12 protein-coding genes and 1 pseudogene are annotated in these 14,735 nt (G+C 34.7%); 3 read left to right on the top strand and 10 right to left on the bottom strand.

Going from position 1 to position 14,735, the window contains the following annotated elements:
- Positions 1 to 4 precede the first annotated feature (4 nt).
- The 5 genes from N0K80_RS05180 to N0K80_RS05160 form a co-directional block, all read right to left on the bottom strand.
- Positions 5 to 1,897 (bottom strand): beta-glucoside-specific PTS transporter subunit IIABC, encoded by a 1,893-nt coding sequence (locus N0K80_RS05180; RefSeq protein ID WP_269024003.1) that lies wholly within the window; start codon positions 1,895 to 1,897, stop codon positions 5 to 7.
- An 88-nt stretch (positions 1,898 to 1,985) separates the two neighbouring features.
- Entirely contained in the window at positions 1,986 to 2,831 is an 846-nt protein-coding gene (gene licT / locus N0K80_RS05175) for a BglG family transcription antiterminator LicT (protein ID WP_269024002.1), read from the bottom strand.
- Positions 2,832 to 3,053: 222 nt separating this feature from the next.
- Positions 3,054 to 4,898 (bottom strand): glucose PTS transporter subunit IIA, encoded by a 1,845-nt coding sequence (locus N0K80_RS05170; protein ID WP_269024001.1) that lies wholly within the window; start codon positions 4,896 to 4,898, stop codon positions 3,054 to 3,056.
- A gap of 80 nt (positions 4,899 to 4,978) precedes the next feature.
- Positions 4,979 to 6,430 carry a glycoside hydrolase family 1 protein gene (locus N0K80_RS05165; protein ID WP_269024000.1) on the bottom strand — a complete coding sequence of 484 codons (1,452 nt, stop codon included), beginning with the start codon at positions 6,428 to 6,430 and terminating at the stop codon, positions 4,979 to 4,981.
- A gap of 2 nt (positions 6,431 to 6,432) precedes the next feature.
- Complete coding sequence (locus N0K80_RS05160) at positions 6,433 to 7,227, bottom strand: MurR/RpiR family transcriptional regulator (RefSeq protein WP_269023999.1); 795 nt, start codon at positions 7,225 to 7,227, stop codon at positions 6,433 to 6,435.
- 347 nt (positions 7,228 to 7,574) lie between these two features.
- Between N0K80_RS05160 and N0K80_RS05155 the strand changes: the two genes are divergently transcribed.
- The 3 genes and pseudogenes from N0K80_RS05155 (at position 7,575) to N0K80_RS05145 (ending at position 8,686) form a co-directional block, all read left to right on the top strand.
- Positions 7,575 to 7,724, top strand: a complete 150-nt coding sequence (locus N0K80_RS05155) for a hypothetical protein (protein ID WP_269023998.1) — start codon at positions 7,575 to 7,577, stop codon at positions 7,722 to 7,724.
- 330 nt (positions 7,725 to 8,054) lie between these two features.
- Positions 8,055 to 8,462 (top strand): annotated as a pseudogene (locus N0K80_RS05150) (transposase).
- Between the two features lie 59 nt (positions 8,463 to 8,521).
- A complete protein-coding gene (locus N0K80_RS05145; RefSeq protein WP_269024053.1) occupies positions 8,522 to 8,686 on the top strand; it encodes a transposase in 165 nt (54 codons plus the stop codon).
- 249 nt (positions 8,687 to 8,935) lie between these two features.
- On the opposite strand, the gene rlmD is transcribed toward N0K80_RS05145, so the two are convergent.
- From rlmD to gatC, 5 genes are all read right to left on the bottom strand, one after another.
- The gene (gene rlmD, locus N0K80_RS05140) at positions 8,936 to 10,300 is read right to left on the bottom strand and encodes a 23S rRNA (uracil(1939)-C(5))-methyltransferase RlmD (RefSeq protein ID WP_057974424.1); all 1,365 of its coding nucleotides are present in this window, start codon (positions 10,298 to 10,300) and stop codon (positions 8,936 to 8,938) included.
- 143 nt (positions 10,301 to 10,443) lie between these two features.
- Entirely contained in the window at positions 10,444 to 11,475 is a 1,032-nt protein-coding gene (locus N0K80_RS05135; protein WP_269007473.1) for a diacylglycerol kinase, read from the bottom strand.
- Positions 11,476 to 11,509: 34 nt separating this feature from the next.
- Positions 11,510 to 12,940, bottom strand: a complete 1,431-nt coding sequence (gene gatB / locus N0K80_RS05130; RefSeq protein WP_269023997.1) for an Asp-tRNA(Asn)/Glu-tRNA(Gln) amidotransferase subunit GatB — start codon at positions 12,938 to 12,940, stop codon at positions 11,510 to 11,512.
- A complete protein-coding gene (gene gatA / locus N0K80_RS05125) occupies positions 12,940 to 14,403 on the bottom strand; it encodes an Asp-tRNA(Asn)/Glu-tRNA(Gln) amidotransferase subunit GatA (RefSeq protein WP_269023996.1) in 1,464 nt (487 codons plus the stop codon). Before gatA ends, gatB begins: the two co-directional genes overlap by 1 nt.
- Before the next feature lie 2 nt (positions 14,404 to 14,405).
- Positions 14,406 to 14,708, bottom strand: a complete 303-nt coding sequence (gene gatC, locus N0K80_RS05120) for an Asp-tRNA(Asn)/Glu-tRNA(Gln) amidotransferase subunit GatC (protein WP_146342518.1) — start codon at positions 14,706 to 14,708, stop codon at positions 14,406 to 14,408.
- Positions 14,709 to 14,735: the final 27 nt, after the last annotated feature.

Below are 14,735 nucleotides of genomic sequence, written 5' to 3'. Positions count from 1 at the left end.
CCTCTTAGATTACATATAAAATAGTATCATCTTTTGCGACGACTACCTCTTCTGTTGGGACAATCTCAACAAATTCTGCCGTATTTGTCACCACGACTGGTGTTGTAATATCATAGCCCGCATCTTGAATTTGTTTAATATCAGCTTCCATGAGTAACTCGCCTTGCTTGACGTGTTGCCCTGCTTCAATATGTTGGGTAAATGGTTTGCCTTTCAAATTAACTGTATCCAAGCCAAAATGAATTAATAATTCAATTCCTGTATCACTTTTCAATCCAATAGCATGTTTAGTTGGAAAGACCGTTACAACTTCTCCAGAGAAAGGTGCAAAAATTTTACCATCGTTTGGAATAATTGCGACCCCGTCTCCTAACATTTTTTCAGCAAATGTTGGATCATTGACACTTTCTAAAGTGATTACTTCTCCAGCAACTGGACTGAATACTTTCTTTGTTCCCTTTGAACCAGAAATTAATGCATTAATTTCTTCCGTGTTAGCAGTCGAATTCGTCGTAACCGTTGCAACTTTAGCATCACCTTCATCAATTCCAAACAGGTATGTCAAAACGAAACTAATTATAAATGAAGCAACCAATACAATCACAGCTGTATAAATATTTTGACCATCTGTTTTACTCATAAATTGAGGCATTGAAATAATTGATGGAACGGCAAACGTAAATGATTTCAAGTGCATAATTCCTGTAAATAATCCTGTAATACCACCCGCAATCATCGATGCATATAAAGGTTTCTTATATTTAAGTGTAATCCCATACAAGGCAGGTTCAGTAACACCCGCTAATAAAGCCGAGATACTTGCGGCACTTGCGATTTGTTTTGTATTTTTATTTTTTGCTTTAATGGCAACGGCTAAACAAGCAGCTCCTTGAGCAATATTTGCAGCTAACATTGCAGGTAAAATAAGTGAATCCGGCGAAGCAACTGATGCATTAAGGAATAGTGGCGCAAAAGCCCAATGCATTCCTGTCATCACAATTAAAGGCATAAATGCTGACATGACAATCATCGCCAACCAGCCAGCTTTAGCTTGAATGAATAAAATAATATCTGATAAATATTGACCTGCATAAGTTCCGATAGGCCCAATAACAACAAGGGCCAAAGTTGCTGTGATAAATAAAACTAAAAGTGGTTTTAAAATGCTTTTCATTGAAGCGGGACAAATTTTATCTACACCCATTTCAATATACTTCATAGCCCAAACCACCATCAAAATTGGAATAACTGATGATGAATAAGTGGCCAATGTAACTGGTAATCCCATGAAGTGCACACCTTTACCAGCAGCGACCATCGCAACAAATGAGGGATGAATCATAACCCCGGCAATCGTGACGGCTAACATTGGTGTCACTTTGAAATATTTAGCTGCAGTAACGGCCAACATAATCGGTAAGAAGTAAAATGGTGCATCACCAAATGTTGTTAAAATTGCATACGATTGACTTTTTTCACTCATCCAACCGAGCAATGGCAATAAAATCAAAATGACTTTAACCATCCCACCACCAATTAATGCAGGAATTAACGGTGACATACAGGCTGAGATGAAGCTCGCAAAACGATTAAATAAATTTCTTTTCTCTTTCTTTGTTTCAGTTGATGATTCATCAGATGACTCTCCAACAATATCGCCCAACTTTGTAATTTCATCATAATAATCACCAACATCGTTTCCAATAATCACTTGATATTGACCACTTTGATGATTAACACCCATAACACCAGGTATTTCTTTAATTTTTTCATCGTCAACAATACTTCCATCTTTTAATTCGAAACGTAATCTTGTCATACAATGAATCAGTGAATGAATATTTTGTTCTTGTCCAACTTCATCATATATTTTTTTTGCTGAGTCTTTATTTTTCATTTTATGCTCTCCTTTGATATAAAAAAAGCATGACCTAAAAAGACACTATTACTTGTCTTTTAGGTCATGCTTAATTAAAATAACATCCCTATAAATTTTTTATTAATCTGTTAATATGAACCGTTAAATACAATAATTCTGTTCCACTTATTTCATACTGATAATGTTCACTCACAAAATTTTGAATTTTAAGTGCACAATCATAAGCTTTTTGATACCGTTTCTTTATTGTATCAAGTAGTATCTGATCTTCGTCATCGTCGTAATGCTTCCCTGCTAACAGTCTCTGCGCAAAGAATTTTAAGTGAGTAATAAACCGATAATAGTTTAATGATGATTCATCAAACTCCGTATGGAAATAGTCCTTCACAATATCTTCGATTTCTTTAACAATCTTGGTGACATTATAAGCCAAGTTATTACTAGTTTCGACACCATCTATCTCTGCATTCACAAAATGCAAAGCAATAAAAGCAGCTTCATCGTCTTCAAACTTAATATTCAACTCATCTGAAGCAACTTTAATTGCTTTTTGACCAACCTCATATTCATCCGGATAAAACCTTGCAATATCCCATTTTAAAGGGTTTTTCAAAACAATACCAGCTTTGTATTGTTTAATTGAATTATGCATATGATCGGTTAAATTAACGTAGATTATTTCATTAAACTTTTTACCCAATTTAATTTTAGCAAAATTAATGACTTTCTCCGCCATCATGACTTCTGGCAAAGAAACATCTATTACAAGATCTGTAAATTTATTAAGCGTGTCTTTATCTTTAATAATAAACGTTTTTTCAACTTTATCCATATCTACACTTTGACCTTGCTTTTTACCAAAAGCAATTCCAGCGCCCATCAATAATACATCTAGTCCGCTGTGATTGACGGATATCGCAGTATTATTATTTAAAACACGTTTAATCTTCATCGCTTTCACCTCAAAAAAATAGACTCATCTGTATTAGGTATAGTTTACCACCTACAAACAAGTCATGCTCAGAATTCTGATAACACCTTATTAAATCATTTATAATCATTTTAAGTCCACACATGCTTACTTCAAGAGTAATAACATTGTGAATAAACTCAGTATAGCGTTAAATGTATCCGCTGTCAATAGTGTGTCAGAAGGTACTTTGATTCGTTATTATTAATTCACTGAAAAAAGATAATCATTCTTCTTAACTTCTTTTTGAATAGTTTTGGCAAAGCAATCATGTTCTGCAGAATTAGTAACAATTACCGGCGTTATTAAATCGAATCCCTTTTCAGCTATCGCCTGCATATCAAACTCTATCAATACATCTCCTGCATAAACATATTGTTCCTCTTCAACTAATAAATTATAAAATTCTCCATTTAAATTAACAGTATCCATTCCAACATGTATCAAAATTTCTACATCATTATCTCCGCGTAATCCAATTGCATGTTTGGTTGGTGTGGTCATAATAACATAGCCATCAAATGGAGCCACAATTACTCCTTCGCTAGGAATAATTGCTAATCCATCACCCATCATTTTTTCTGAAAATAATGGATCGTTTACCTGTTCAATTGGTAAAACTGTACCTTGAACGGGACTTAATATTTTAAATGAAGCATCTGCTTTTTGAATTTTTAATTTGTTGCGTTTCCTCTTTTCAAGAACAATAGTCACAGTAAATGAAGCACACACGGAAACAACTAGAACAGCTATAGAAAACCAAAAATTACTATTTAATCCAGAACCATTTGTTGGTATATATGTTGGAATAGCAGCAATTCCTGGTGAAACTACAGCATATTGTTTCAATGAAACTAACCCAGCAAATATTCCACCAACAACCCCACCAGTAATGGCACCAATAAATGCACTACTGTAATTAATCATTACTCCAAAAACAGCTGGTTCTGTAATCCCCATCACTCCAGTAATACCTGCTGACAAGGCCAAGGACCGTTTTTCAACATTTTTTTCTTGTAACGAAATAGCTAGCGCAGCTGCACCTACAGCCACATTTGCTGCCAACATCGCAGGAAGTACAAACGGATCATAATTTGATTCAGCCATCATAGCAAATACAAGCGGAAACAGCGCTTGATTGGTGCCCGTCATAACCAATAGTGGTGTCAATCCACCTAATATTCCAACTGAAAGCCAGCCCATCTTATCAAACATAAATCCTAATAAACTTACTATATACCCACCAACAATATTTCCAAGTGGTCCTAACAAAATAAGTGTTATCGGCACTGTTATTAAAATCACAATTAACGGTTTTAAAAAGAATTTAATTGCATCGGGTATAACCTTATCAGCCCACTTATCAACTAAAGCCATGAATAAAACACCAAAAATAACAGGTATTGTTGTTGTATTATATGTCGTAATAGGAATTGATAGATCAAAGAAACTTAAGCCTTTTGCCCCATCAATAGCTGAATGGACTAATATAGCACCTAAAAACATCCCCATCATACCATTTATTCCAATTTTTTTCGCCGCACTATACCCTATATAAATTGGTAAAAAATAAAATCCTGCATTGTTCACTGTATTAAGGATTGTATAAGTTCCGCTCGTAGTTGAAACACCAAAGAATGTAACTAATATATTTAATACCGCTGATACTAGTCCAGCTGCAACTAAAATAGGTAATACCGGAACAAAAGTCCCACTAATGAAATCTACTATTAAAGTTCCATAACTTTTTAAATTTTTCTTAGGCCGTTTTTGTTGCCTAACTTGATTATCAAATTCAGATTTATTCCATTCTTTATTAAAAAGTGAATAGACTTTATCAACATCTGGCCCGATAATTAATTGAACCTCATTATCTCTTTTTACTGTTCCCATGATTAATGAATTATTTTTCAACTTATCTTCATTAAATTTTGATGCATCACCCAACTTTAATCGTAATCTAGTTGCACAATGATTTGAACTAATAATATTTTTTTCTCCCCCAATATTATCAAAGATAAAAGGAATTAAATCATCATATTTCCCCATAATACACCTCCCTATTTGTAATCGATTACATTTGAATTCTATTTTAAGAGCAAACTTTGAGAGCGTTTGCTCTTTTACTTTTACAAATTAATATTATCTTCACTAACTTTTGCACCATTAGAAGTAATTACTTCTTTATACCAATTAAATGAATCCTTTGGTATTCGTTTAAGATCCAGAACATTCTCGTCTGTTGTATTAATATAAACTAGCCCGTAACGCTTCGCCATACCATTACCTGTACTCAACAAATCAGTAAATGACCAAGGATTGTACCCAAACACTTTTGCACCATCTTCAATTGCAAGACCAATTTGATAAATATTTTCTTTAAGAAATTTAATTCGTTCGATGTCATGAACCTTTCCATCTTCATTTAATTTTTCATGAGCGCCGTATCCATTTTCTGTTATGACCATTGGGAGGTGGTAATGATCGTCCATATATCTGAGTAAGTATCGCATTGCAACAGGGTCAATCTCCCAATCCCAATCAGTGGTATCAACAAATGGATTTTCTGTTTGTTCAAAAATTCCTGGATAATTAGGATAAACAAAATTTCCTTTTTTACCAGATTTATTCAACCCAATTTCTTGAAATTTTGAATCAATCGATGATGCTTTGGCTACATTACTTCGATAACAGTTAATACCAAAGAAATCAATTTTTGCTTGTGAAACTAAGTCCATATCTCCAGGTCGGATATCTGGATCAATATTATGTTCCTTCCAATAACGTTTAATAAATCCATTGTACTCACGATTAGCATCAAAATCATTCCAAATTTTTTCAGTCAACTCTTCAGCATTCATTGTTGCAATTTGATCCTCTGGACTAGCAGACTCAGGATAAAAAGGTACCATTCCTGGAACAGGACCAATTTTTCCACCATCAACCAATTCATGACAGGCAATAACTGCTTTCGTATGGCAAAGATTCATAATATGATTTACTTTCCATTTATCTTCAAACCACGTTTCAGAATTTTTACATACACCTAACCAATTACCATAAACAATTTGCATATTTTGCTCATTAATTGCTAACCAGTACTTCACACGATCTCCAAATTCTTCAAAACATGTTCTAGCATATTTGTCAAAGGCATCAATGATTCCTCGACCATACCAACCATTAAATTCTTCGTCAACCCATACTGGCATATCGTAATGGTAAAGCGTAACAATTGGTGAAATCCCATTATTTACTAATTCATTAATTAAGTTATTGTAAAAATCAATTCCTAATTGATTAGGTACCCCAGAATTATCTGGATAAATTCTTGACCAAGCAATTGAAAATCTATACGAAGTAAATCCTGCTTCCTTCATTAACTTAACATCCTCTTTATAGAAATGATAATGATCTGCGGCAACCGAGTTATCGGCATACGGTTTTTTCTTTTTACTGTTTAAGTCAATAATTGCAGTTGAACGACCATCTTCTGCAACTGCTCCCTCTACTTGCCAAGCAGAACTTGAAGCTCCCCATAAAAAATCTTTTGGAAATGTTGGATTTTCTTTATAATACATAATTAAATTCCCCCTGTTTTATATTTCAATAAATATCCATTAAATAACAAATCTAAAACAAAATTAATACCGTACGTATAATACAGCACATCATTCATATCTCCTTCATAATGCTGCGAACTCAAATGATACAATTTATCAAAATCTTGATTGTAAACTGGATTACGATTATTCGTAAATAATACTTTCGTTGCATCAATTTGTCTTAGTTCTAACAAAATAGTTGAAAGTAGCAACCCCGAAATAGAAAAAACAATAATTAACGGAGGATTCTTTACATTTTTAAATTTTTTTAAACTTTCTAATTCAGTCAGTAACGTAACTTTTTTTCCAAAAATAATCATTCTTTGTTGGAATGTTTTAACTAATCCAGCTATATTACTAGAAGTGAAAATAATTACTTCGTCATGTTCATTAATCATTTTATTTAAACAGTCAACTTCTTGAGTATTTAATCGAACACTTAATTCTTTCATCATTACTTCAATGTTTGTGACAAGTTTATCTAAAAAATTTTCAACACCATAAAACTTTTGAAATTCTTCAATTCCATCATCAAACTCTTGTACATATTTTTTCATCTCTAAAAAATTTTTATACCCTAATTGTTTAGCAAATCTTCTAACTGAGGCTCTTGATACATTGTTTTCTTCTGCTATATCATAAATATTCCATTTGTTAGCGCTTTTAAAGTTTCCTAAGAAAAATTTTGCTAGTTCATACTCCACTGTTCCTATCTCTAATTCATTGACAATATGGTTTAACTTATAAATTAAATTTAAACGTTTATTTTCCATTTTTAAATCTCCCTTGGCCAGGTTTGATTGTAACTATAGTATATTACCTGATTAATTTTGATGGGGTACAAAACTTGCACCCTATTCGTAATAACACAATTCATTAAAAATATCATTTATCATTTACCAAAAAAAGACAACTCAAAGTAATTATCATTGGATCTACAATATTTGTTATTGAGTGATAAAATTAAAGCTATTATTGACACAAAAATACAAAAAAGGTTCTATACTTTTGAGAGTTGATGAGAAATCATCAGCACTATTTTTTCGCAAAAAAAGAACATAAAGTTCTCACATGATAAAATTAAAAGCGACTAAACTACAATTTTAGGAGTGTGAACTTCATGTCCATTAATAATGGTATACGAGATTTACTTGATATCCAAGACAAAAATATTTTATTTTGTAAGAATGCCGTCACGACAGTGACTTACCATCAAAGAAAAATCAAAAAAGTTGATGCCGTTCTCACATATATACCGATCTTAACTTAAAGAAACAACGTTTCTTTTGTAAAGTATGTCAGGAAACCTGGTTGTCATCTTTCTATCGCCATTAAGCGCTTCTTTACTTATCGGATATTTCATCCATAAAAACTATTTCAACCCGGATTGGTATTTCGATTTCAACAACACTTCGTGTTTTAAATGCCCTTGAAAATCAACATCAGACAGATTGGATGCATTTACCTGAAGCACTCTGCTTTGATGAAGTCCGTCTCACTAGTAACGTTTTAGGTGGTTTAAGTTTCATATATTCAGATGAAACAAGTGGGAAAATTCTCGATATCTTACCAGATTGTAGACAAACAACTTTAAAATCGCATTTTCTCCACTATCCTAAAGAAGTTAGGAATAAAGTATATTGTAATTGATATGAACGCCTCTTACGAGACCGTTATTAAAACCGTCTATCCAAATACCGCCATCATTTTAGATTGATTTCATATTGTCCAAATCTTTCAAAGATCCTTATCTAGTACACGCGTGAACGTCTCTAAACAGTTATCTCGTAAAAAAGATACGCTAGTATTAAAGCGTTATTGGAAAAAATTTAACAAGTATTCCGATAAAGTCGATTATAAGAATTACCAACATTTTTCTTTATTTAAAGGTCTTTTTACTGAACAAGACTTAATGGACCGATTGTTAGCCTATTCACCTGAACTTTCTGATGCTTATCATATTTATCAAGCTATTATTCATATCATTAAATACAAAAAGACAGAATAATTTCTTCAATTTATTAAAGGACCAGAAGAAAAAGGAACACCGAATGAACTCTTTAAAACATCAGTTCAATCAAACATAAAGAACATATAATAAATGTAATCTCTCAGCCATATTCTAATGCGACACTAAAAGGCATAAATAATAAAATCAAGGTTATTAAGCGTGTATCCTTCGGTTACAGAACTTTCAATTCATTCAGAAATAGAATCTTTATAACGGCATAAAAAAACCAAAGAATCGTAAGATTCTTCAGCTTTAGCTTTATCATTTTTTTGCTCCATCAACACTATTTGACATAGGACCTATTTTTGCAGCTTTTATGATAGTAATTGCTTTAACATTGTACTTTAGATCAGGAATTTTCACATCAAAAAAATTTGAATAATTATAACATTTACTCAATTAATTATTGTTGAGCATGTATAAAAGAAGACACCCCAAGGGCAATAGCCTTTGGGGTGTCTTCTTTTTGTTTATTTTTCTAGAATTGTAACTGTTTCAATATGCGTCGTTTGTGGGAATTGATCAACTGGTAAGATTGGTTTTGTTACTTTATAACCATCTGCCATAAATCCTTCAATATCACGAACTAACGTTGATGGGTTACAACTAATGTAGACAACCTTCTTGGGTTGCATTTTAAGTGTGCTTTCGATAAATGCTGGTTCTAATCCCTTACGAGGAGGATCGACAACTAAGACGTCGGGTCTTAAGTTAGCATGACTCCAGTTTTCCATCCAGTTTTCTGCCATCCCTGTTTCGAAACGAACATTATCAATGTCATTAATTTTAGCATTTTCTTTTGCATCTTTAACGGCTTCTGAAACCAATTCTACACCGTAAATTTGACGTGCATGTTTTGCCATTGATAATGAAATTGTACCGATACCACTATAAGCATCAATTACTGTTTCGTTACCTGTTAAACCGGCACGTTCAAAGGCTGCAGCATATAATTTTTCCGTTTGAACGGGATTAATTTGGTAGAAAGAATGTGGAGAAATTCTAAATGTTAAACCGTTCAATTGATCTTCAATGTAACCGGGGCCAAAGAGAACTTTGTTTTCGCGACCTAAGATTACATTTGTTTTTTCAGAGTTTGTATTTTGAACAATTGTCGTAACGTCTGGCAATGCTTCACGAATTGCAGCCGTAATTTCTGTAAACATTGGTAATTTCTTAGAACGTGTCACCAAAACAACCATCATTTGTTTTGAGTAATGGCCACGACGAACCATAATATGACGGATAATCCCCTTATGTGCACGTTCATCATAAGCTTCCACATGGAAACGTTGCAAGACATCACGTACGGCAACAATGGCTTTATCGATTTCTTCATCTTGAATTAAGAAATCTTCAATTGCGATAAAATCATGACTATTTTTCTTAAAGAATCCAGTCTTTAATTCACCAGCAATTTCGCGTACAGGTACTTGGGCTTTATTACGGTAGTGGAAAGGATCTTCCATACCAATAGCGTCAGATACTTCAATATCCAAATGCGCCTTTTTTAATAATTCTTGTACTTGTGCTTGTTTGAATTTCAATTGTGCTGGGTAGGCCAAATGTTGTAATGGCGCAATCCCAGTTTGTGTGTATGCTGAGCCCTTTGTTTCAACACGATCTGGACTTTCATTACGGAAAGCTAATACTTTGGCGAAACCAAAGTTCTTGCTGACTTTCATAACACGAATACTAACTTTTTCGCCTGGTAACGCATTTTCAATAAACAATGGGTAGCCGTCTACTTTGGCAACACCCATGCCTTGATAAGTTAAATCGATAATTTCTGTGTCAAATTCTTGGTTCTTTATTACTGGAGGTAGTTTTTTCATTGTTGTCCTTTCGATGTTCCTGCGTATTTACTTTATTCAACCATGTTTAACCCCTAAAAGTCAATAGGTACCAACTCTAGGAATAAAACAGGATTGAGGCCTTTACCGAGCGCCCCAATCCTACTTGATTTCCTATTTATCTCTTACTTACCGATTATACCATTGCCGTCAATATCTTCACCATTCATTTTTTCAACGCCTTTTACGAATTGTTCTTCAGCAGCAATTTCAGCAGCTGTGCGTCCTGATGTAATTGACGTTTCAGGTAATGCATCCGTGTTCGCAAAAATCTCAATATGTTGCTTCAAATTTTTGAACGTCATTGGTGCATCCCCGCCGTACTCACCGTCAATGTTAATCATCATTTTATTGTTATTAACTGGCTTAGCAACTAATTTAGACGTTTTAATGTAGATTACACGTTTATCATTAATATGCTTACCACCATTTAATACAAGTGCCATCAAATGCAACATTTCGGCGATGTTACTTGCTTTAACGACAAGCAAGGTAAACTTACCGTCATCAAGCGAAGCGTCTGGTACGATTTGTTCGAAGCCACCTACGGAGTTCGTTAATGCTAATAAAAACATTGACGCTTTTCCTTTAAACGATCCCCCATCATATTCAAGGTTCATTTCAATTGGCTTCATTCTTGGCAACATTTCAGCACCCTTGGCCAAGTAGGCAAGGTAACCAAAAAGCGATTTAAACTGTGAAGGAACATCATAAGTTAATTCCGTTAAGAGTCCACCACCGGCAATATTAATAAAATATTTTTCCCCGGCTTGTCCAACATCCATTTTAACCGTGTTTCCTTTAGCAATAACTTTTGCTGCAGCAACTGGATCATCCCTAGGTATTTTTAAGGCCCTAGCATAATCATTAGTTGTTCCGGCAGGTATAACACCTAGTTTTGGTCGGTGTTTAAGCCCCGCAATTCCATTAGCAACTTCGTTAATGGTTCCATCACCACCGGCAGCGATGACTAAATCAAACCCTAATTGGGCAGCTCGTGTTGCTTCATCACGTGCTGAATGTTTTTTAGCCGTTGTGGCATAAGCACTCGTTTCGTATCCCGCATTTTCAATAATATCTAGAATACTCACAAGATCACTTTTTAATGCCTCGCGACCAGATGTTGGATTATAAATAATTCTGGCTCTTTTTCTCATTCCGTTCCTCCACATGAATCTTATTTTAATAAGATTATCTTAGCTTCAACGAGGCCATCAATAATTGATTAACCACATTAGGATTTGCTTGTCCTTGTGTTTGTTTCATGATTTGTCCAATTAAGAATCCAACAGCGCGATCTTTACCGTTTTTGAAATCTTCGATTGATTGTTCATTATTATCCAAAATACCATCGATAATAGGTTGTAACTTAGCAGGATCAGAAAGTTGAACAAGACCCTTAGACTCAACCCACGCTTTAGGTTCGCTCCCATTTTTAATAATTTCTTGGAAAACTTTTTTAGCAATCTTACTTGATATTGTTTCATCAGTAATTAAATTAATCATGCCGGCAAGATTTGCTGGTGTTAATTTAGTATCTTGTAAGTTTAATTTATTCGTATTCATAAAGGCATTTACTTCGCCCATTAACCAGTTAGCGGCTAACTTAGGATCTGCCTTTAATTGAATTGTCTCTTCAAAAAAATCTGACATTTCTTTTGTTTGCGTTAGGACTTCAGCATCATATTCAGGTAACCCTAATTCACTTGCATAACGCGCACGACGTTTGTCAGGCATTTCCGGAATTGAGTCTTTAACTTCTTGAATCCAGTCATCACTAATATGAATTGGTGGAATATCTGGTTCTGGGAAGTAACGATAATCGCTAGCTCCTTCTTTAACACGCATTAAAATAGTTGTGCCAGTTGGTGCATCAAAGCGGCGTGTTTCTTGTTGTACAATACCACCAGACATTAAAACATTCATTTGACGTTTTTCTTCAAATTCAAGTCCTTTACGGACATTTTCAAATGAGTTTAAATTCTTCATTTCAATTTTTGTACCATAACCTGGTTGTCCAATTGGATTGATTGAGATATTAACATCAATTCGCATTGACCCTTCTTCCATCTTCACATCTGAAACACCAGTAAATTGAATAACTTGGCGTAACTTTTCAAGATACGTGTAAGCTTCTTCAGGTGTTTTAATATCAGGACGCGACACAATTTCAATTAAAGGTGTCCCTTGACGGTTTAAATCGACATAAGAATAGCCGTTAGGATTATGCGTATTTTTACCCGCATCTTCTTCAACATGCATTTCTTCAATCCCAATTTTTTTCGTTTTGCCGTCAACTTCGATTTCTAAGAAACCATTACGACCGATTGGTTCTTCAGATTGTGTAATTTGGTAAGCTTTTGGATTATCAGGGTAAAAATAATTCTTACGATCAAAATGATTATCTTTTGTGATTTCACAATTTAACGCTAAAGCGGCACGCATGCCATATTCAATCGCGCCTTTATTTGCTGTTGGCAAAACACCGGGATAACCCCAGTCAATAACATTTGTATTCGTATTAGGTTCTGCCCCAAAATCAACCTTTGAAGGCGAGAACGCTTTGGATTTAGTTTTCATTTCAATATGAACTTCAAGTCCAATTGTTGTTTCAAAATTCATTAGTTTTGGCCTCCTAACGTAGGAACTTCTTTGTGGAAATCAGTTGCTTGTTCAAACGCATATCCGGCACGATACATTGTTGCTTCATCGAATGATTTCGCAATTAATTGTAACCCAACTGGAAGCCCTTTTGAGAATCCAGCAGGAACTGACATACCTGGTAACCCAGCTAAGTTAACCGGGATTGTTAAGATATCATTCATGTACATCGTAATAGGGTCTTCAATTTTGTCACCAATATTAAAGGCCGTATTTGGCGCTGTTGGGCCGATAATTAAATCATAATCGTTGAATACATTACGGAAATCATTACAGATTAATGTTCGAACTTGGGCTGCTTTCTTAAAGAATGCATCATAAGTTCCAGCAGATAATGAGAACGTTCCTAACATAATTCGACGCTTAACTTCATCACCAAATCCTTCAGAGCGAGAACGAACGTAAACATCTTCCAAACTCTTAACATCTTGTGCACGGAAACCATAACGAATTCCATCAAAACGTTGTAAGTTAGATGATGCTTCAGAAGAAGCTAAAATATAGTAAACGGGTACACCATATTTACTATTTGGTAAGCTCACTTCATCAACTGTTGCTCCGAGTTCTTCAAACGTCTTAACGGCTTTTTGAATCGCTTCTTTAACGTCTGCATCAACACCTTCACCCAGATATTCTTTAGGTAAAGCAATCTTCATCCCTTTAATATCACCAGTCAAACCGGCAGTAAAATCAGGAACGGCTTGTGCTGAACTAGTTGAGTCATGACTGTCGTTACCACTAATTGCATTTAAAACGGCAGCATTATCTTTAACACCACGTGTGAATGGGCCAATTTGGTCTAAGCTTGAAGCAAATGCGATTAACCCATAACGAGATACACGACCGTAAGTTGGTTTTGTACCGACAACGCCGTTAAATGAAGCGGGTTGACGAATTGAACCACCAGTGTCTGAACCTAATGCGGCAACAACTTCTCCTGCGGCAACGGCGGCAGCGGAGCCACCTGATGAGCCGCCGGGAACTTTAGTTGTATTCCAAGGATTTTTTGTTGTCTTGAAAGCTGATGTTTCAGTAGAACCACCCATGGCAAATTCGTCCATGTTCGTTTTACCAATCGTAACCATTTGAGCTTGACGCATTTTTTCAATAACAGTTGCATCATAAATTGGGTTGAAATTTTCCAACATTTTACTTGCAGCAGTTGTTGTTAAATCTTTAGTCACAATATTATCTTTAACAGCAATGGGAATTCCGGCTAAAACGTTATTTGCATCGATACCAGCGGCATCAACTGCTTTAGCTTGATTAATTGCCATTTCTTTATTCATTGCAAGGAAAGCAGAAATTTTTGAATCGCGTGCTTTAATTTCGGCAAAGGTCGCCTTTGTCAGCTCTTCAGAACTCATTTCTTTATTTACTAATGAGTCATGTAAACTCGATAAGTCTTGTTTGAAATAATCCATGTTTAAGCTTCCTCACTTTCATCAATAATAGCGGGCACTTTAATCAACCCATTTTCACTGTCTGGCGCATTTTTAAAGAGTAGATCACGATCTGTTCCTTTTTCTGCAACATCTTCACGCATGACATTCATAACATCCGTAATATGCGTTGTAACAGGAACATCTGTTGTGTCCACTTCCGAAAGTTGTTCAGCCATTCCAATAATATCATCTAATTGACTAGTAAATACGTCTAATTCTGTGTCGCTGAGTTCTAATTTAGCTAACTCTGAGACATGCTTTACTTCTTCTTTGCTAATTGACATTCAAAGCCATCCCTTCAAAATTCAAAT

The sequence above is a fragment of the Dellaglioa carnosa genome (assembly GCF_026948345.1).
GTDB classification, from domain to species: domain Bacteria; phylum Bacillota; class Bacilli; order Lactobacillales; family Lactobacillaceae; genus Dellaglioa; species Dellaglioa algida.
This window is presented reverse-complemented; position numbering and strand designations above follow the sequence as displayed.

Coding starts and splice junctions, on each gene's coding strand:
- N0K80_RS05180 (WP_269024003.1), bottom strand. CDS start 1,897: ATGAAAAATAAAGACTCAGCAAAAAAAATATATGATGAAGTTGGACAA.
- licT (WP_269024002.1), bottom strand. CDS start 2,831: ATGAAGATTAAACGTGTTTTAAATAATAATACTGCGATATCCGTCAAT.
- N0K80_RS05170 (WP_269024001.1), bottom strand. CDS start 4,898: ATGGGGAAATATGATGATTTAATTCCTTTTATCTTTGATAATATTGGG.
- N0K80_RS05165 (WP_269024000.1), bottom strand. CDS start 6,430: ATGTATTATAAAGAAAATCCAACATTTCCAAAAGATTTTTTATGGGGA.
- N0K80_RS05160 (WP_269023999.1), bottom strand. CDS start 7,227: ATGGAAAATAAACGTTTAAATTTAATTTATAAGTTAAACCATATTGTC.
- N0K80_RS05155 (WP_269023998.1), top strand. CDS start 7,575: ATGTCCATTAATAATGGTATACGAGATTTACTTGATATCCAAGACAAA.
- rlmD (WP_057974424.1), bottom strand. CDS start 10,300: ATGAAAAAACTACCTCCAGTAATAAAGAACCAAGAATTTGACACAGAA.
- N0K80_RS05135 (WP_269007473.1), bottom strand. CDS start 11,475: ATGAGAAAAAGAGCCAGAATTATTTATAATCCAACATCTGGTCGCGAG.
- gatB (WP_269023997.1), bottom strand. CDS start 12,940: ATGAATTTTGAAACAACAATTGGACTTGAAGTTCATATTGAAATGAAA.
- gatA (WP_269023996.1), bottom strand. CDS start 14,403: ATGGATTATTTCAAACAAGACTTATCGAGTTTACATGACTCATTAGTA.
- gatC (WP_146342518.1), bottom strand. CDS start 14,708: ATGTCAATTAGCAAAGAAGAAGTAAAGCATGTCTCAGAGTTAGCTAAA.